The sequence below is a fragment of the Cellulomonas sp. RIT-PI-Y genome (genome assembly GCF_025642745.1).
Classification (GTDB): domain Bacteria; phylum Actinomycetota; class Actinomycetes; order Actinomycetales; family Cellulomonadaceae; genus Cellulomonas.
In genome coordinates this window covers 40,147-57,095 of record NZ_JANZKP010000020.1, presented here as the reverse complement: position 1 = coordinate 57,095, position 16,949 = coordinate 40,147, and the positions used below count along the sequence as shown (strand labels likewise).

The window sequence follows — 16,949 nt, the reverse complement described above, 5'->3', positions numbered from 1 at the left end:
AACCCGGGCATGATGCCGGGTCGCTCCACCAGTGGTGTGGGGCGTCCGGGGTGGTCTCCGGCTGCTGCGGGGTGTTCTCCGGCTCGCCCGGGGTGCCGGGCTTCTCCTGCGACATGGTGATCCCGTCGTTCGTCAGATCGATGGAGCCGCGGATGCTGCGTCGCGGCGGTGGGTCGTGCTCCTGGCACCGACTCGGCCACTCAGCATGCCAGCAGAGCCTGTGCGCCGCCTGGAAGTCGGCCTGACGACCCGAGATATCTCGACGTCAAGTAATCTGGCGCGCATGGCGAAGATCAAGGTGCAGGGACCGGTCGTCGAGCTCGACGGCGACGAGATGACGCGGATCATCTGGCAGTTCATCAAGGACCGCCTGATCCACCCCTATCTGGACATCGACCTGCGGTACTACGACCTGTCGATCCAGAACCGCGACGCCACCGACGACCAGGTCACGGTCGACGCGGCGCACGCGATCAAGGAGCACGGCGTCGGCGTCAAGTGCGCCACCATCACGCCGGACGAGGCCCGGGTCGAGGAGTTCGGCCTGAAGAAGATGTGGGTGTCGCCGAACGGCACCATCCGCAACATCCTCGGCGGCGTGGTCTTCCGCGAGCCGATCATCATCAGCAACATCCCGCGCCTGGTGCCGGGGTGGAACAAGCCGATCATCATCGGCCGGCACGCCCACGGCGACCAGTACAAGGCGACCAACTTCAAGGTCCCCGGCGCCGGCACCCTGACGCTCACCTACACCCCGGCGGACGGCTCCGAGCCGATCCACCAGGAGGTCGTGACCTACCCCGAAGCCGGCGGCGTCGCGATGGGCATGTACAACTTCAACGAGTCGATCCGCGATTTCGCCCGGGCGTCCTTCGCCTACGGCCTGCAGCGGAACTACCCGGTGTACCTGTCCACCAAGAACACCATCCTCAAGGCCTACGACGGCGCGTTCAAGGACATCTTCCAGGAGGTGTTCGACGCGGAGTTCGCCGCCGAGTTCGCGGCCAAGGGCCTGACCTACGAGCACCGGCTGATCGACGACATGGTCGCCTCCGCGATGAAGTGGGAGGGCGGTTACGTCTGGGCCTGCAAGAACTACGACGGCGACGTGCAGTCCGACACCGTCGCGCAGGGCTTCGGCTCGCTCGGCCTGATGACCTCGGTCCTGATGACGCCGGACGGGCAGACCGTCGAGGCCGAGGCCGCCCACGGCACGGTGACCCGGCACTACCGCCAGCACCAGCAGGGCAAGCCGACCTCGACCAACCCGATCGCGTCGATCTTCGCCTGGACCGGTGGCCTCAAGCACCGCGGCAAGCTGGACTCCACCCCCGAGGTCATCACCTTCGCGGAGACCCTGGAGGACGTGGTGGTCAAGACCGTCGAGTCCGGGAAGATGACCAAGGACCTCGCGCTCCTGGTCGGCCCGGACCAGGCGTGGCTGACCACCGAGGACTTCCTCGCGGCGCTGGACGAGAACCTGGCGGCGCGCCTGGGCTGACCGGCCCGACCGTCATCGGAGGCCCATCCCGGCTCGGTCCGGGGTGGGCCTCCGTCATGCCGCTGCGGCGGCGAGTCGTCGAGCGACCTGTGGCACGTCGCGCAGGCTGCCGTCGGCGATCGACAGCACGAAGGCGACCGCCTCGTCGGTCGGCATCGACAAGCGCCGGCCGTTGAGCGCGTAGAACAACCGCGTGCTCACCCAGCCGAGGCGCTTGTTGCCGTCCACCAGCGGATGATTGGCCACGATGCTGACGAGCAGGGCCGCGGCCTTGTCGTCCAGAGTCGGGTACAGCGGGACGCCCTCCCAGGTGGTGCCGGGTTGGACCGCGGCGGCGATCAGGGCCCCCGGATCGCGCAGCACCGGATCGGCGCCCAGGAACGCCTTCGCGGCAGCCAGCAGGTCGTCGGGGCCGAGGTGGACCGTGTTCATGCCAGGCGGTCGAGGATCTCCGCGTCCTCGGCGACGATCTCGGCCAGCAGCGCGTCGCGGACGGAGGTCCGCTTGGCGGCGTAGTCGAGGACGGCGCGGCTGATGAGTTCGTTCTGCGAGATGTTCTCGGCGGCGGCCAGGCTCGTGACGGCGTGTTCGGCCTCGTCGGACAGACGCAGCGTGCGGGCCATGAGGATCCTTCCTCCGGTGGGTGGTACCACGATGGTACCAACCGCGCTGACGTCACGACCTGAACCCAATCGCGCGCTGGTGCGGACCCGCGCAGCGGCGGCGCTATCCTCCTGGGGTGGGCACTGAGAGGGTGACCCCGGGTTCGCAGTCTTCGCTCCGTGAAGCCAACCGCGCCCGGATCGTGAGTGCCGTCCAGCAGCGTGGTTCCCTCACGCAGGTCGAGCTGGCCGGTGTCACCGGGCTGTCACCCGCCACCGTGTCGAACATCGTCAAGGAGCTCACCTCCGCCGGTGTCCTGCACACCTCCTCCAGCATCCGCAGCGGCCGTCGCGCCCAGCAGGTGACCCTGGCGCGGAACCTCGGTCTGGTCGCCGGGGTGCACTTCGGCTCCCGGTCGTTGCGGGTCGCGATCGCCGACGCCGGGCAGCAGATCCTGGCCGAGCAGCGGATGCCGTTGCCGCCGGAGCACCGCGCGGACGCCGGATTGGAGCGGGCGGCCCTGCTGATCGCCGAACTGGTGGAGAGCCTGGACACCGGGCTGTCCGAACTGCTCGCGATCGGGGTCGGTGTCCCGGCACCGGTCGACCCGGCCACCGGGCGGATCGTGTCCGCCGGGGTGCTGCGCGGCTGGGACGGCGTCTCGGTCACCGAGGTGCTGGAGCGGCGGCTGGGCGCACCGGTGTTCGTGGACAACGACGCGAACCTGGGCGCGCTGGCCGAACTCCGGCAGGGCGCCGCAGCCGGCCGACGGCACGTGGTCTACCTGAAGGTGTCGCACGGGGTGGGCGCGGGGCTGATCGTCAGCGGGCAGCTGGTGCACGGCCGGGCGGGCGCGGCGGGCGAGTTCGGCCATATCACGGTGGACGAGAACGGCCCGATCTGCCGGTGCGGCAATCGCGGCTGCCTGGACGCGGTGATCGGCGCCCCGGCCCTGCTGCGGATGCTGGAGGCGAGCCACGGGCACCTCACGCTGCCGGACGTGATCGCCCGGGCGCAGGACGGCGACCCGGGCTGCCGGCGGGTGATCTCCGACGCCGGACGCCTGCTCGCGGTCGCCGCCGCCGACACCTGCAATCTGCTCGACCCGGAGGTCGTGGTGGTCGGCGGACGGCTGGCCGAGGCCGGGGCGATCCTGCTCGACACCTTCCGCTCGGTCCTGGTCCAACGCACCCTGCCCAGCACGGTCGGACCGGTCGAGGTGGTCGCGACCGCACTGGGCACCGAGGCCGAGGTGCGGGGCGCGCTCGCGCTGGCGATGGACCATGCGGGCGTGGCGGAGTCCCTGGTGGTGGCAGGATGACCACCCACAGCAGTGGAGGAGGACCGGTGCCCTCACGGACGAGCACACCAGCCCTGTCGGTTCGCGGCGTGTCCTACCGGTACGGCGCGGTGCGGGCGCTGGTGGACGTCGACCTGGACGTCCACCCGCACGAGGTGGTCGCCGTGGTCGGCGACATCGGCGCGGGCAAGTCGACCCTGGCCCGGGTGATGTCCGGCGCGTTGCTGCCGCACTCCGGCTGGATCGAGGTCGGCGGGGAGCGGGTCGCCCTGACCAACACCCGCGAGGCGCGCGAGCGGGGGATCGCCGCGGTGTTCCAGGTCCCGGCGCTGGCCGAGAACCTGGACGTGGTGCAGAACCTGTTCCTCGGTCAGGAGCTGCGTCGCGGCGGGCTGCTGGACGAGCGGCTGATGGAGAAGCGCGCCTGGGAGGTCCTGAACCAGCTGGCCGCCCGGGTGCCCTCGGTGCGTGCCCCGCTGAGCTCGCTGTCCGGCGGGCAGCGGCAGGCGGTGGCCGTGGCGCGCGCGCTGGTCGGGCAGCCCAAGGTGGTCGTGCTGGACGAGCCGCTGGCGTCGCTCGGCATCTCCCAGACCGCCGAGGTGCTGAACATGGTCGAGCGGCTGCGCGAAGCCGGGCTCGGCGTGGTGATGATCAGCCACTCGATGGTCGACGTGCAGGCGGTCGCCGACCGGATCGTGGTGCTCCGGCTCGGCCGGGTGAACGGCGACTTCGACGCCGAGCACGCCTCCTACGAGGACCTGATCGCCGCGATCACCGGGATCACCCCGGACGGCCGGGCGATCCGGCCGTCGCACGTGCTCTAGGGGTCTACCGGAAGACGATGGTGCGGTGCCCGTCGAGGAGCACCCGGTGCTCCGCGTGCCAGCGCACCGCCCGGGCCAGCGCCCGTCGCTCGACGTCCTGACCCAGCGCCACCAGGTCGTTCACGCCCCGGGTGTGGTCCACCCGCTCCACGTCCTGCTCGATGATCGGGCCCTCGTCCAGGTCTCCGGTCACGTAGTGCGCGGTGGCTCCGATCAGCTTCACGCCGCGCTCGTGCGCCTGCGCGTACGGCCGGGCGCCCTTGAACGACGGCAGGAACGAGTGGTGGATGTTGATCACCCGACCGGACAGGGTGCGGCACAGGTCGTCGGACAGGATCTGCATGTAGCGGGCCAGGACGACCAGCTCGACGTCCAGCTCCTCGACCAGCTCCAGCAGCCGGGCCTCGGCGGCGGCCTTGGTCTCCCGGTTCACCGGCACGTGGTGGAAGTCGATCCCGTAGAACGCGGCCAGATCGGCGAGCGCGGTGTGGTTGGACACCAGGCCGACGATGTCGATCGGCAGGCTCTCCGACCGCTGGCGGAACGCCAGGTCGTTCACGCAGTGCGCCGCGGTCGACCCCAGGATCAGCGTGCGCATCGGCCGGCCGGCGACGTCCAGGGTCCAGGTCATCCCGAACCGGTCCGCCAGCGGTTCCAACCCCGCGGACAACGCGTCCCGGGAGGCGGCGGCCGCGACCTCGACCCGCATGAAGAACAGCCCCGACAGCGGGTCGCCGAACTGCTGCGACTCGGTGATGTTCCCGCCGTGCTCGGCCAGCAGACCGGCGACCGCGGCGACGATGCCGGGCTGGTCGGGGCAGGACAGCGAGAGCACCCAGGAGGTGCCGGAGGCGGAGGCGGGCGAGGTCGACACGACGGCGAGAGTACCCGCGCCCGGTTCACAGGGAACCGGGTGTCCAGACTCAGGACCTCCGGGTGGTCGGAACCCGGGCCTGGCTGAGACGATGGGGACATGAGCGAGACCGAGCTGACCATCCGGCCCGTCGACGACGCCGAGGCGGGCGAACTGCTCACGCTGCGCCGGGCCGCATTCGTCACGGAGGCCCAGCAGTACAACGACGCCCACATCCCGCCGCTGACCCAGACCCTCAGCGAGCTGCGTGCCGACCTGGCCGCGGACGGTGTCGTCACCCTGGGCGCCTGGGCCGGTCACCGGATGGTCGGATCCATCCGGGTGGTGTTCGAGGGCAAGAAGGCCACCCTCGGCCGATTCGCGGTCGCCCCGGACCAGCAGGGTCACGGCATCGGGACCCAGCTGCTGCTGTCGATCCTGCCGCACATGCCCGCGGACGTGGAGGAGGTCTGGGTGTTCACCGGACGTGACTCCGTGCAGAACCTGGCCATGTACGAGAAGCACGGCTACACCCACGAGCACGACCAGACCGTCGGCGACCTGACCTACGCCTACCTGCGCCGGATCATGGGGGACCCCGACGTCGCGGACGAGCCGGTCGCGCACTGACCCGGGGTTGCTATGGTGTCCGCGTCGTAACTGGCGCACAGGTGGGGCACCACCGGGGAGCGACACAGCTGGAGACTTCGGGTCGGACGCCTGGGCCCGTCGGTCGGATCAACGCCGCCTGAGGCTGCGGTCTTCCGCGACCGAGCCCGCTGAGTGCCGAGGAGACGCATGAGCGCCGAGCACACCCCGCTGTTGGACCAGGGCCTGGACCAGGTCGACCCCGAGATCGCCGCCGTCCTGGACGGTGAGCTGACCCGTCAGCAGAGCACGCTGGAGATGATCGCCAGCGAGAACTTCGTCCCCCGCGCCGTGTTGCAGGCCCAGGGGTCGGTCCTGACCAACAAGTACGCCGAGGGCTACCCCGGTCGCCGGTACTACGGCGGATGCGAGCAGGTCGACATCGCCGAGACGCTGGCGATCACCCGGGCCAAGGAGCTGTTCGGCGCCGAGCACGCCAACGTCCAGCCGCACTCCGGCGCCACCGCCAACGCCGCGGTGCTGCACGCGCTCGCCAACGCCGGCGACCGGATCCTGGGCCTGGAGCTGTCGCACGGCGGACACCTGACGCACGGCATGAAGATCAACTTCTCCGGCAAGCTCTACGACGTCGCCGCGTACGGCGTGAACCCGGACACCCACCTGATCGAGCCGGAGGCGATCCGCGAGGCCGCGCTCAAGCACCGCCCGTCGGTGATCATCGGCGGCTGGTCGGCCTACCCCCGGCACCTCGACTTCGCCGCCATGCGGGAGATCGCGGACGAGGTCGGCGCCAAGCTCTGGGTCGACATGGCGCACTTCGCCGGTCTGGTCGCCGCCGGGCTGCACCCGTCCCCGGTGCCCTACGCCGACGTGGTGTCCTCCACCGTGCACAAGACGATCGGCGGCCCGCGCTCGGGCTTCATCCTGAGCAAGGAGGAGTACGCCAAGAAGATCGACTCCGCGGTGTTCCCCGGCCAGCAGGGCGGCCCGTTGATGCACGTGATCGCCGCCAAGGCCGTGTCGTTCAAGATCGCCGGCTCCGAGGACTTCCGGGATCGTCAGCAGCGCACCATCGACGGCGCGCGGATCATCGCCGACCGGCTGACCGCCCCCGCGGTGCGCGAGGCGGGCGTCTCCGTGCTGACCGGCGGCACCGACGTGCACCTGGTGCTGGTCGACCTGCGGAACTCGGACCTGGACGGCCAGCAGGCCGAGGACCTGCTGCACGCGGTCGGCATCACCGTGAACCGCAACGCGGTGCCGTTCGACCCGCGTCCGCCGCGGGTGACCTCCGGTCTGCGGATCGGCACCCCGGCGCTGGCCACCCGGGGGTTCGGCGACGCGGAGTTCACCGAGGTCGCGGACGTGATCGCCACCGCGCTGACCCAGGGGCAGTCGGCGGACGTCGAGGCGCTGCGGGCCAGGGTGACCAAGCTCGCGGACTCCTTCCCGCTGTACCCCGGCCTGAAGCAGTACTGAGATGACCGCACGGATTCTCGACGGCAAGGCGACCGCGGCCGCCATCAAGGCCGAGCTCGCCCAGCGGGTGACCGCCCTGGCGGCGCGCGGCGTCCGGCCCGGACTCGGCACGCTGCTGGTCGGCGAGGACCCCGGGTCGCTCTCCTACGTCGCGGGCAAGCACCGGGACTGCGCCGAGGTCGGCATCGCGTCGATCCGGGAGGACCTGCCCGCCGACGCCGGTCAGGAGGAGATCGAGGCGGCCGTGGCCCGGCTGAACGCGGACCCGGAGTGCACCGGGTTCATCGTCCAGCTGCCGCTGCCGCGCGGGATCGACACCAACCGGGTACTGGAGCTGGTCGACCCCGCCAAGGACGCGGACGGCCTGCACCCGACCAACCTGGGCCGACTGGTGCTGCGGGTCAACGAGGAGATCGACTCCCCGCTGCCCTGCACGCCGCGCGGCATCATCGAGCTGCTGACCCGGCACGGTGTCGACCTGGCGGGGGCAGACGTGGTCGTGATCGGCCGCGGGACCACCGTCGGTCGCTCGATCGGCCTGCTGCTGACCCGCCGGGCGGTGAACGCCACCGTGACGCTCACCCACACCGGCACCGCCGACCTGGGTGAGCACACCCGGCACGCGGACGTGATCATCGCCGCCGCCGGTGTGCCCGGCATCCTCACCGCGGACCTGGTGAAGCCGGGCGCCGTGGTGATCGACGTCGGGGTGTCCCGGGTGACCGACCCGGAGACCGGCATGAGCCGGATTGCCGGGGACATCGATCCCGAGGTCGCGGAGATCGCCGCCTGGCGCTCGCCCAACCCCGGCGGCGTGGGCCCGATGACCCGCGCCATGCTGCTGGCCAACGTGGTGGAGGCCGCCGAGCGCGCCCTCTGAACCGCACGCGACGACGCCCGCTCCCGGTGTGGGGGCGGGCGTCGTCGCGTGCAGGGGTGGGGCGTCCCTGCCGGCTTCGGTGCATCGGCCGCGATTGCGGCACCCCGCCCCATGGTGTCGGTGCGCGGGTACCGAACTCGCCGGCACCGGATCGGGCCACGTGCGGCGCCGGACCGGGCCACGCGGGGCATCGGACCGGGCCACGCGCGGTGCCGGACCGGGCCAGGTGTGGCCGAACTCGGCAGTTGTGCCCGAGTTCGGCAGTCTGGCGGTGCCCTGGAGGGGTGTATTGCCGACCTCGGGCCGCGCTGGGACGCCGGGGCCGGGGCCGGGCCGCCGACTGCACCGGATCGGGCGACGTGCGGCCGAACTCGGCAGTTGTGCCCGAGTTCGGCAGTCTGCCGGTGCCCTGGAGGGGTGTACTGCCGACCTCGGGTCGCGCTGGAACGCTCGGGCCAGGCCAGGCCAGGACCGGGGCCGGGGGCGGGGCCGGGGTGAGGGGGGACAGTCAGGCGATCGTGGCGGCGAGGTGGTCGACGATGGCGCGGAGGACGGGGCGCGGGGTCGCCAGCGTGACCCGGGCGAAGCCGGCGCCCGCCGCGCCGCAGGCCAGGCCGTCGGTGAGGGCGACGCCGGGGATCGCGCGGGCGGGGCGGTCGCCGAGTCCGACGTCGCGCAGGTCGAGCCAGCCGAGGTAGGTGCCCTCCGGGGGCGTGAAACCGACGGTGGGCAACCGGTCCGCGACCAGCTCCGCGAACAGCCGGCGGTTGCCGTCCAGGTAGTGCACCGCCTCGGCGAGCCAGTCCCGGCCGTCGGTGTAGGCGGCGGCCGCGGCGATCAGCCCGAGGGTGGACGCGCCCTTCTCGTACTCCTCGCCGATCGTCGCCCAGCGCTCGGCGTCGGCGTCGTTGCTCAGGACCAGTTGCGCCGCCTTCAGCCCGGGGATGTTCCAGGCCTTGCTCGCCGAGGTCGCGGTGAACGCGTGCCCCGCGGTGACTGGGCTGAGCGCGGCGTAGGGCAGGTGGGCACGGCCGGGGTAGACCAACGGGGCGTGGATCTCGTCGGCGAACACCCGGCCGCCGTGCGCGTCGACCACGGCGGCGATCCCGGAGAGCTCGTCGGCGTCCAGCACCCGGCCGGTGGGGTTGTGCGGGTTGCAGAGCAGCAGCAGCTCCCCGCCGTCGTCCAATGCCCGGCCGATGCCAGCCAGGTCGTGCGTCATCCGGCCGTCGACCTCGACCAGCGGGACCTCGATCACCCGTCGGCCGAGCGACCCGGGCAGGGTCAGGAACGGCATGTACGCCGGGGTCGGCAGGATCACCGCGGCGCCGGGGGAGGTGAACTGCTCGATCGCGGCCCGGAACGCGGTGAACACGTCGGGCAGCGGACGGACCCGGTCCACCGGCACCGTCCAGCCGTGGTGGGCCTCCGCGAACCCGGCGAAGGCGTGGGCCATCCGGTCGACGTCGGCGGGCGACTGGTAGCCGAGCCGGCCGGCGTCGACCGCGGCGTGCAGCGCGGCGCTCACGGCCGGTGCCGTGCCGAAGTCGGCCTCGGCCACGAACGCCCCGATCCGGTCCGGGAACTGGGACCACTTCAGACTGCCGGCGGCGCGGAGCTGGTCGGCGGTGCGGGCGTCGGCGTCGTCGGTGAAGGTCATCCCGGCATCAGATCACCGTGCGCGGGGTCGGTGCCAGCGGGGGTGTGAGCGGTCGCACCGCCGGCCGGTGCGGGACGTGTGGGTGCCGTGGGGTTGGATGGACAGCGTGTTGGTAGCGACTGCGAATGTGAACGGGATCCGGGCCGCGTACAAGCGGGGGATGGGCGACTGGGTGGCGGCGCGCCGCCCGGACGTCATGCTGCTGCAGGAGGTCCGGGCTCCGGACGAGATCCTCAGCGACTTCCTGTCGACCGAGGAGTGGGACCTCGCGCACGAGGCCTGTGAGATCAAGGGCCGGGCCGGCGTCGCGATCGCGTCCCGGCTGCCGATGAGCGCGATCCGGATCGGGCTGGGCACCGGGGTGCCCGTCGACACCGGCCGCTGGGTGGAGGCGGACCTGGAGCTGCCGGACGGCGGCAGCCTCACCGTGGTGTCCGCGTACATCCACTCCGGCCAGGCCGGCACCCCCAAGATGGACGAGAAGTTCGCGTTCCTGGACGTGGTCACCAAGCGGCTCGCCGAGCTGGCCGGTTCCGGGCAGGACGTGGTCGTCGCCGGGGACCTCAACATCGCCCACCGCGAGGTCGACCTGAAGAACTGGCGCACCAACCGGAAGAACGCCGGCTTCCTGCCCGAGGAGCGGGTCTACCTGGACCGCTGGTTCGACGAGCTCGGCTGGCACGACCTGGGCCGGGAGCACGGCGGCGAGGGCCCGGGCCCGTACACCTGGTGGACCTGGCGCGGGCAGGCCTTCGACAACGACGCGGGCTGGCGGATCGACTACCAGCTGGCCACCCCGGGCCTGGCGGAGAAGGTCCGCTCGGTGGAGATCGACAAGGCGCCGACCTACGACGAGCGGTGGAGCGATCACTCGCCGGTGCTGGTGGACTACGCGGTCTGAGCCCGCCGGCCGTCAGCCGTTCGCGGCCTCCCACTGGGCGGCCGGCGAGTCGGGCGCCCCGCCGTCCATCTCGACGATCTGCCCGGTGGCGTCCGCGCTGATCCACGCGTCGTCGTAGTCGTCGTCCGTGCTGAGCGAGAACTCGACCGGGGTGGTCACCCGGGAGGACACCGCGCGCCGGACGTAGACCACCGGATCCGGGTCGTCGATGCCGGTCAGGGCGGGGAGCTGGGCGACCAGGCCCTCGATCAGCGACCAGTCCACGGTGGTGACGTCGAACAGCTCGTCGGGGAGATCCGCCGCGTCGGACTGGATGAGCTCGGGGCCCTGGTGCTGGGCGGTGCCGTCGCGCCAGAGCCAGCTGTCCGTGGTCACGGCGTCCGGGCTGGTCAGACCGTCGGCGGTGGCGTAGGTCGGCATGAACTGCACCGCGGTGAACTGGGTGACCCCGGAGGCGGCGACCAGATCGTCGATCACCTGCTGGGTCTGGGCCGCCTGGAACAGCATCGGCTCGACCGTCGGGGAGTCGTCGGCGGCCGGGTCGGTCGGCGGCGTGGTGGTGGTGCCGTCGACCCCACCCGTGGCCTCCTCGACGGACTGGCCCTGGACCACGGCGAGCGCGACGTCCCGCACCGGCCAGATCCGGATGCCGGCACCGACCACGAACGCCAGGACCAGCACGATCGCGGGTATCCGGAGCAGCCCGTCCCGGTTGCGGCCACGGGCGGGCGGCATGGTCCACTCCGGTGCCGCGTCCATCGCCTGCAGGCGGCTGTCGGTGTCGGCCAGGCGCTGCCAGTGCGCGGGCGGCTGCTCCAGCAGGGTCAGCTCGGGGCGATCGGCGTCCGGCTGGGCCACCACGACGATCGCGCCGCGCTGCAGGCCGGCCAGGCGGCCGAGGTTCACCAGGGTGCGGGTGCTGGTCTGGTACGCAGCGCGGGTGCGCGGCTGGGCCAGCAGCCGGATCTCGCACACCGGGTTGTCGTTGATCGAGCTGCCGGTGGCGCGGACGTCCAGGATCTTGGCCAGGAACACCCGCCCGTCCCGGTCGGCGGCCTCGATGTCCGGCACGCGGGCGGCGCTGCTGCCGGCGAACACCTTCACCACGCTGACCACGATCAGCAGCAGGGTCATCGCCGTGCCGGTGACCGGCAGCCAGACCCAGTGCCCGTCGTCGATCTCGGTCACCGTGAGGACCACGGAGGTGGCGAACATGCCGATGACAGCGGCGAGCAACACGCGGAGCATGACCCTCATCATGCCTGGTCACAGCGCCCGTAGGCGACATGTCGCCCGTGGAGCTCGACCGGGTCGGCGCGTGGTCGGGTGACCGCGAGCCGATCCCCGTGCGGCGGTCAGACCTCCACCGGCTGTGCGGGACCGGGCAGTTCGCGCATCCGGACCAGCGGGGAGAACAGCACGGGGAGCGTGGACAGCGCAGCGCCGGCCGCCGCCACCCAGAGCGTGGGCAGCGCGCCGTACACGTGCCCGAGCCAGCCGCCGACCAGTCCGCCGAGCGGCATCGCGCCCCAGACGATGAACCGCACCGACGCGTTCATCCGGCCGAGCAGGGTGGGCGGGCACAGTCGCTGCCGAAAGCTGACCTGCGCCACGTTGTAGACCACCACCGAGAACGAGAGGAAGAACCCGCCGACGATCAAGGTCAGCTGCGGCGGCACCGGCAGCGTCGCCGCCAGCGGGGTCAGCGCGGTGCCGGGGACGAAGGCCACCGCGGACAGCGGGATGATCCGGCCCTCGCCCACCCAGCGGGCCAGTCGGTCGGAGACCGCCGCGCCGAGCAGACCGCCCACCGCGCCCGCGGACAGCACGGTGCCGTAGGCGGCCTCGTCGAGCCCGAGTTCCCGGAGCGCGAAGATCACCACCACCGCGCTCGACACCGCCGAGAACAGATTGGCGATCCCGGTGCAGGCCACGATCCGGCGCAGCAACGGCTGCCGGACCACGAAGGACAGCCCCTCGGCGATCTCCGTCCGCAACGGCCGCCGGGTGTGCGCGGGCGGCAGTTCCTCCCGGGCGCGGATCCGTCCGACCGCGACGGCGGACAGCAGGTACGTCACCGCGTTGACTGCGATCACCACCGGTGCGCTGACCAGCCGGAGCAGCACGCCGCCGAGGGCCGGGCCGACCACCATCGCGACCGACTGGGTGGCCTGCAGCTTGGCGTTGCCCTCACCGATGTGGTCCAGCCCGACCAGTCCGGGCACGTACGACTGGTGCGACACGTCGAAGAACACCGACGCTGCACTGATCACCAGGGCCCCGACGTAGAGCAACGGCATCGACCCGTGTCCGGTGAGCGCCAGCACGACGACCACCGCCAAGGTGGCCGCGCGCACCAGATCGGCCAGGATCAGCACCCGGCGTTTGCGCATCCGGTCCACCCAGGCGCCGACCGGCAGGCCGATCACCAGGAACGCGGCGGTCTCGGCAGCGGTGAGCAGCCCCATCTGCGCCTCGGTCGCCGCCAGGTGCCGCACCGCCAGGATCGGGAGCGCGAGTCCGGTGAGCTGCGCGCCGAGCTGCCCGAGCGCGTCGCCCACCCACAACCGGCGGAAGTCGGCATGGTGGATCAACGAACGGCGGGGAGCGGTCATGGCACGAGGGTCCCGCGAGTGATTGGGAAAAGTCAATCAGTACGATGGACCACATGACCGAGCTCGCACCCGATCCGGATGCCGATGCCCGTGCGCTCGCCTCCACGCTGCGGCTGCGGATCCTGCGGCTGTGCCTGGACGAGTCGCACACCAACCGGGAGATCGCCGAGCGGCTGGGTAAGAACCCGGCCACCGTCCTGCACCACGTGCGGACCCTGGTCGATCGCGGGTTCCTGGCCGCCGAACCGGTCCGCCGGGGTGCCCGGGGGTCCCGGGAGGTGCCCTACCGGGCGACCGGTCGCTCCTGGCGGATGCCCCCGTTCCCGGGGAAGCAGCAGGTCATGGTGAACGCGTTCCTGGAGGAACTGGCCGAGGCCCCGGAGCAGTCGGTGGAGATGACCCGGCTCGGCGTGCGGCTGTCCCCCGATGAACACGCCGAACTGGTCGGGAGGATCACCGATTTCTTCGCCGAACTGGCCGAGCGCGAGCCCACCCCCGGTGGGGACCCGTACTCGATCCTGTTCGCGATGCACCTGGACGCGGGGCGGATGGAGCGGCCGTGAGCAGGCTGCCCGACGCTCCCGAACGGGATCCCGATCTGGACGACGATTTCGCGACAGGTCCAGATCCGCGCCGTTGGGTGCCGCACTACCTGCCGCATTGGACCACCCCTGACCGGTCGGCCGCCCGCACCCGGATCGTCGAGGGCGGACTGGCCCTGCGTATCGAGGCTGACCAGCCCGATTGGAGACCTGAGGACTCCCCGCTGCGGGTCTCCCACCTGCAGACCGGTACATGGTCCGGGTCGCTCGGCTCCACCCGCGGCATGCACCGGCATCGCCCGGACGGCCTGGTCGTCCGCAGTCCGTCCCCGGAACGACTGATGTTCGCGCCCAGGAGGGGCCGAGTGGACGTGACCGCGTCAGCGAGCCGAGACCAGGGCTGCATGCTGGCGATCTGGCTGGTCGGAGTCGAGCGCGACAGTCCCCACGATTCCGGTGAGCTGTGCGTGGCCGAGATCGACGCCGCCGCGATCGGCGCGAGCACCACCGTCCGCACCGGCCTCAAGGCGCATCACGACCCTCGGCTGGTCACCGACATGACCGAGGTCGAGGTGCCGTTGGACGTGAGTCGGCCTCATACCTGGACCGTGCTCTGGGGTGCGGGCCGCACCGTGATCGGTTGCGAGGGGGAGGTGGTGCGGGAGATCGACCAGGCGCCGGACTACCCGCTGCTGCTGATGCTGGACCTGTTCGACGTCGGACCCGCGGGCGGGCGATACCCGAAGTCCGCCGTCCTGCACCGGGTGCGGGGGTGGGCGGACTAGGCAGCCGGACCCTCCGGCGTCGCCACCAGGAACGCCGGAGCCCGTACGCCCGCGTCGTCGAACGCCGCCGCCACCGCCTCGGCGACCCGCTCGACCTCGTCCGCCCGGACCAGCGCGATCGCCGAGCCGCCGAATCCGCCGCCGGTCATCCGGGCGCCGAGCGCGCCGGCCGATCGGGCCGCGTCCACCGCGAGGTCCAGCTCGCGGCAGGACACCTGGTAGTCGTCGCGCAGCGAGAGGTGCGAGGCGTCCATCGCGGCGCCCACCTCGTCCACCCGACCGTCGTCCAGCAGCTCGACGAACTCCTGCACCCGGCCGATCTCGGTCACCACGTGCCGGACCCGACGGACCAGCACCTCGGCGACCGCGGAACCGTCCCCCTCCGGACCGGTGAGCCGGGCCAGGTCGGCCAGGGCGTCACCGAGACCGTCGAGCCCGATCTCCCGCAGGGTCCCGACCCCGAGCAGTTCGGCGGCGCGCTCGCACTCGGCGCGGCGAGCGGCGTATTCGCCCCCGGCGTGCGAGTGCTCGGCCTTGGTGTCGATCACCAGCAGCGCCAGGTCGTGACCGGTCAGGTCGAAGGGCACCTGGCGGACCGAGTCGTCCAGGCAGTCCAGCTCCAGGGCGTGCCCGGCCTGCCCGCGCAGGGACACCGCCTGGTCCATGCCGCCGGTGTTGGCGCCCGCGATCTCGTTCTCGGCCCGGACGCAGATGCCGGTCAGCGTGGTGCGGCCCTCGTCGGTCCCCGCCAGCCCGAGGCCGAACAGGTCCTCCAGGGCCACGGCGACCGCGCACTCCAGCGCCGCCGAGGACGACAGCCCGGAGCCGTAGGGCACGCAGGAGTCGACGGCGATGTCGAAGCCCCGGACCGGATGACCGGCCTGGCGCAGCGCCCAGGCGACCCCGGCGACGTAGGACGGCCAGCCCTCGACGGTGCCGGGAGCCACGGCGGCCAGGTCGACCTCGCGGACCCCCTCCTCCTGCGCCGAGATCAGCCGGATCCGGTCGGAGTCCACCGGGGTGACGGCGACGTAGGTCCGGTGCGGCAGCGCGAACGGCAGGCACAGGCCGCCGTTGTAGTCGGTGTGCTCGCCGATCAGGTTGACCCGGCCCGGCGCGGACCACGCGCCGGCGGGCTCGGCGCCGAACCGCTCGGCGAACAGCGCGCGGGCCCGGGTGTCGCCGTCGGTGCGCGACCAGGCGTCGATCCAGGTGGTCATCGGGCCAGCTCCTTCAGTCGGGTGGCGATCCGCTCGGGGGTGGTGTCGCTGATCCAGGCGGCCATGCCGGACTCGACGCCGGCCAGGTACTTGAGCTTGCCGGGGGCGCGCAGGACGGAGAACAGCTGCAGGTGCAGCCGGGAGAGCTCGCGACCGGCGCGGACCGGGGCCTGGTGCCAACCGGAGATGTACGGCAGCGGGATCGGCGTGCCGTCCGGCTGCTCGAAGAACAGGTCGAGGCGGCGCAGCAGCTCCAGGTAGGTGGTGGAGAGGTCGGCGCGCTCGGCGTCGGTCAGTGCGGGCAGGTCCGGCACGTCGCGACGGGGCGCCAGGTGCACCTCCACCGGCCAGCGAGCGGCGAACGGCACGTAGGCGACCCAGTGCTCGGACTCCAGCACGACCCGGTCCCCGGCGCGCAGCTCCGCGTCCAGGACATCCCGGCCGAGCAGTCGACCGGTGCGCTCGTGGTGCTCGCGGGCCTGGGTCAGCATGGCCTCGGTGCGCGGGGTCAGGTACGGGAAGGCGTAGATCTGACCGTGCGGGTGGTGCAGGGTGACCCCGATCTCCTTGCCGCGGTTCTCGAACGCGAAGACCTGCTCGATGCCGGGCAGCTCGCCCAGCGCCGCGGTGCGGTCCGCCCAGGCCTCGACGATGGTGCGCATCCGGGCCGGGGACACCGTACGCAGCGAGGCGGTCGGGTCGGAGCTGAAGCAGATCACCTCGCAGCGGCCGGCGGCCGGGCGGGTCGGCCACAGCTCCTCGCCGTCGCGCAACGTGACCTCGTCCGGGACACCGGGGACCGCCATCAGGGACGGGAAGCGGTTCTCGAACACCACGACGTCGTAGTCGGTGTCCGGGACCTCGCCGTCCTGGTAGACCGCACCCGGTCGAGCCGGTGCCAGCGGGTTCGCGTCCGCCGGGGGCAGGAACGTGCGGTTCATCCGGTGCGCGGCCATCGGGATCCAGTCCCCGGTCAGCGGGTCGCGGCGCAGCTCCGGTCCGGTGACCGGGCGGGCGACACCGTCCTCGCCGACCACCGGGGCGAACCGGTCCGGCAGCGGTCGCGGGTCGTCCAGCCGGCGGACCCGCTCGCCGCTGACGTAGGCGGCCGAGTCGTCGAAGTAGAACAGGTCCCGCCCGTCCGCCATCGACGTCCGGGTCCGGCGCACGCCGGGGG

General features: G+C 72.2%; 17 protein-coding genes and 1 riboswitch. Of the genes, 9 read left to right on the top strand and 8 right to left on the bottom strand.

Going from position 1 to position 16,949, the window contains the following annotated elements:
• Positions 1-283 precede the first annotated feature (283 nt).
• A complete protein-coding gene (locus OGL89_RS08560) occupies positions 284-1,501 on the top strand; it encodes an NADP-dependent isocitrate dehydrogenase (RefSeq protein ID WP_263119516.1) in 1,218 nt (405 codons plus the stop codon).
• A gap of 54 nt (positions 1,502-1,555) precedes the next feature.
• Here OGL89_RS08560 and OGL89_RS08555 read toward each other — a convergent pair whose 3' ends face one another.
• Positions 1,556-1,933, bottom strand: coding sequence for a type II toxin-antitoxin system death-on-curing family toxin (locus tag OGL89_RS08555; protein WP_263119515.1), 378 nt, complete (start codon positions 1,931-1,933; stop codon positions 1,556-1,558).
• Positions 1,930-2,124 (bottom strand): CopG family transcriptional regulator, encoded by a 195-nt coding sequence (locus OGL89_RS08550; RefSeq protein WP_263119514.1) that lies wholly within the window; start codon positions 2,122-2,124, stop codon positions 1,930-1,932. Before OGL89_RS08550 ends, OGL89_RS08555 begins: the two co-directional genes overlap by 4 nt.
• A gap of 182 nt (positions 2,125-2,306) precedes the next feature.
• Here OGL89_RS08550 and OGL89_RS08545 point away from each other — a divergent pair, with 182 nt between their 5' ends.
• Both OGL89_RS08545 and OGL89_RS08540 read left to right on the top strand, forming a co-directional pair.
• A complete protein-coding gene (locus tag OGL89_RS08545; protein WP_263119513.1) occupies positions 2,307-3,425 on the top strand; it encodes an ROK family transcriptional regulator in 1,119 nt (372 codons plus the stop codon).
• Between the two features lie 26 nt (positions 3,426-3,451).
• Positions 3,452-4,228 (top strand): ATP-binding cassette domain-containing protein, encoded by a 777-nt coding sequence (locus tag OGL89_RS08540; RefSeq protein ID WP_263119512.1) that lies wholly within the window; start codon positions 3,452-3,454, stop codon positions 4,226-4,228.
• A 4-nt stretch (positions 4,229-4,232) separates the two neighbouring features.
• Here OGL89_RS08540 and purU read toward each other — a convergent pair whose 3' ends face one another.
• Positions 4,233-5,102 carry a formyltetrahydrofolate deformylase gene (purU, locus tag OGL89_RS08535; RefSeq protein ID WP_263119511.1) on the bottom strand — a complete coding sequence of 290 codons (870 nt, stop codon included), beginning with the start codon at positions 5,100-5,102 and terminating at the stop codon, positions 4,233-4,235.
• A 99-nt stretch (positions 5,103-5,201) separates the two neighbouring features.
• Here purU and OGL89_RS08530 point away from each other — a divergent pair, with 99 nt between their 5' ends.
• From OGL89_RS08530 to OGL89_RS08520, 3 genes are all read left to right on the top strand, one after another.
• Positions 5,202-5,711, top strand: a complete 510-nt coding sequence (locus OGL89_RS08530; RefSeq protein WP_263119510.1) for a GNAT family N-acetyltransferase — start codon at positions 5,202-5,204, stop codon at positions 5,709-5,711.
• 16 nt (positions 5,712-5,727) lie between these two features.
• Positions 5,728-5,814: riboswitch (ZMP/ZTP riboswitch) on the top strand.
• 65 nt (positions 5,815-5,879) lie between these two features.
• A complete protein-coding gene (gene glyA, locus OGL89_RS08525) occupies positions 5,880-7,169 on the top strand; it encodes a serine hydroxymethyltransferase (protein WP_263119509.1) in 1,290 nt (429 codons plus the stop codon).
• Between the two features lies 1 nt (position 7,170).
• The gene (locus OGL89_RS08520; protein WP_263119508.1) at positions 7,171-8,049 is read left to right on the top strand and encodes a bifunctional methylenetetrahydrofolate dehydrogenase/methenyltetrahydrofolate cyclohydrolase; all 879 of its coding nucleotides are present in this window, start codon (positions 7,171-7,173) and stop codon (positions 8,047-8,049) included.
• A 508-nt stretch (positions 8,050-8,557) separates the two neighbouring features.
• On the opposite strand, the gene OGL89_RS08515 is transcribed toward OGL89_RS08520, so the two are convergent.
• The gene (locus OGL89_RS08515; RefSeq protein WP_263119507.1) at positions 8,558-9,709 is read right to left on the bottom strand and encodes an aminotransferase class I/II-fold pyridoxal phosphate-dependent enzyme; all 1,152 of its coding nucleotides are present in this window, start codon (positions 9,707-9,709) and stop codon (positions 8,558-8,560) included.
• Positions 9,710-9,806: 97 nt separating this feature from the next.
• On the opposite strand from OGL89_RS08515, the gene OGL89_RS08510 reads away from it, so the two are divergent.
• Entirely contained in the window at positions 9,807-10,610 is an 804-nt protein-coding gene (locus OGL89_RS08510) for an exodeoxyribonuclease III (RefSeq protein ID WP_263119506.1), read from the top strand.
• Positions 10,611-10,622: 12 nt separating this feature from the next.
• On the opposite strand, the gene OGL89_RS08505 is transcribed toward OGL89_RS08510, so the two are convergent.
• Together OGL89_RS08505 and OGL89_RS08500 are read right to left on the bottom strand one after the other, a co-directional pair.
• Complete coding sequence (locus OGL89_RS08505; RefSeq protein ID WP_263119505.1) at positions 10,623-11,858, bottom strand: hypothetical protein; 1,236 nt, start codon at positions 11,856-11,858, stop codon at positions 10,623-10,625.
• 107 nt (positions 11,859-11,965) lie between these two features.
• Positions 11,966-13,225: an MFS transporter gene (locus OGL89_RS08500; protein ID WP_263119504.1), complete on the bottom strand. Its 1,260-nt coding sequence runs from the start codon at positions 13,223-13,225 to the stop codon at positions 11,966-11,968.
• Positions 13,226-13,278: 53 nt separating this feature from the next.
• Here OGL89_RS08500 and OGL89_RS08495 point away from each other — a divergent pair, with 53 nt between their 5' ends.
• Both OGL89_RS08495 and OGL89_RS08490 read left to right on the top strand, forming a co-directional pair.
• On the top strand, positions 13,279-13,788 hold the full coding sequence (locus tag OGL89_RS08495) for a winged helix-turn-helix domain-containing protein (RefSeq protein WP_263119503.1): 510 nt from the start codon (positions 13,279-13,281) through the stop codon (positions 13,786-13,788).
• Positions 13,785-14,552 (top strand): glycoside hydrolase family 16 protein, encoded by a 768-nt coding sequence (locus tag OGL89_RS08490; protein WP_263119502.1) that lies wholly within the window; start codon positions 13,785-13,787, stop codon positions 14,550-14,552. Before OGL89_RS08495 ends, OGL89_RS08490 begins: the two co-directional genes overlap by 4 nt.
• Here OGL89_RS08490 and galK read toward each other — a convergent pair.
• Together galK and galT are read right to left on the bottom strand one after the other, a co-directional pair.
• Positions 14,549-15,772 (bottom strand): galactokinase, encoded by a 1,224-nt coding sequence (gene galK, locus OGL89_RS08485; protein ID WP_263119501.1) that lies wholly within the window; start codon positions 15,770-15,772, stop codon positions 14,549-14,551. The two genes, OGL89_RS08490 and galK, sit on opposite strands and share 4 nt — an antisense overlap.
• Positions 15,769-16,920, bottom strand: a complete 1,152-nt coding sequence (gene galT, locus OGL89_RS08480) for a galactose-1-phosphate uridylyltransferase (protein ID WP_263119524.1) — start codon at positions 16,918-16,920, stop codon at positions 15,769-15,771. Before galT ends, galK begins: the two co-directional genes overlap by 4 nt.
• Positions 16,921-16,949 lie beyond the last annotated feature (29 nt).

Coding starts and splice junctions, on each gene's coding strand:
- OGL89_RS08560 (WP_263119516.1), top strand. CDS start 284: ATGGCGAAGATCAAGGTGCAGGGACCGGTCGTCGAGCTCGACGGCGAC.
- OGL89_RS08555 (WP_263119515.1), bottom strand. CDS start 1,933: ATGAACACGGTCCACCTCGGCCCCGACGACCTGCTGGCTGCCGCGAAG.
- OGL89_RS08550 (WP_263119514.1), bottom strand. CDS start 2,124: ATGGCCCGCACGCTGCGTCTGTCCGACGAGGCCGAACACGCCGTCACG.
- OGL89_RS08530 (WP_263119510.1), top strand. CDS start 5,202: ATGAGCGAGACCGAGCTGACCATCCGGCCCGTCGACGACGCCGAGGCG.
- glyA (WP_263119509.1), top strand. CDS start 5,880: ATGAGCGCCGAGCACACCCCGCTGTTGGACCAGGGCCTGGACCAGGTC.
- OGL89_RS08520 (WP_263119508.1), top strand. CDS start 7,171: ATGACCGCACGGATTCTCGACGGCAAGGCGACCGCGGCCGCCATCAAG.
- OGL89_RS08515 (WP_263119507.1), bottom strand. CDS start 9,709: ATGACCTTCACCGACGACGCCGACGCCCGCACCGCCGACCAGCTCCGC.
- OGL89_RS08510 (WP_263119506.1), top strand. CDS start 9,807: ATGGACAGCGTGTTGGTAGCGACTGCGAATGTGAACGGGATCCGGGCC.
- OGL89_RS08505 (WP_263119505.1), bottom strand. CDS start 11,858: ATGCTCCGCGTGTTGCTCGCCGCTGTCATCGGCATGTTCGCCACCTCC.
- OGL89_RS08500 (WP_263119504.1), bottom strand. CDS start 13,225: ATGACCGCTCCCCGCCGTTCGTTGATCCACCATGCCGACTTCCGCCGG.
- OGL89_RS08495 (WP_263119503.1), top strand. CDS start 13,279: ATGACCGAGCTCGCACCCGATCCGGATGCCGATGCCCGTGCGCTCGCC.
- galK (WP_263119501.1), bottom strand. CDS start 15,772: ATGACCACCTGGATCGACGCCTGGTCGCGCACCGACGGCGACACCCGG.
- galT (WP_263119524.1), bottom strand. CDS start 16,920: ATGGCGGACGGGCGGGACCTGTTCTACTTCGACGACTCGGCCGCCTAC.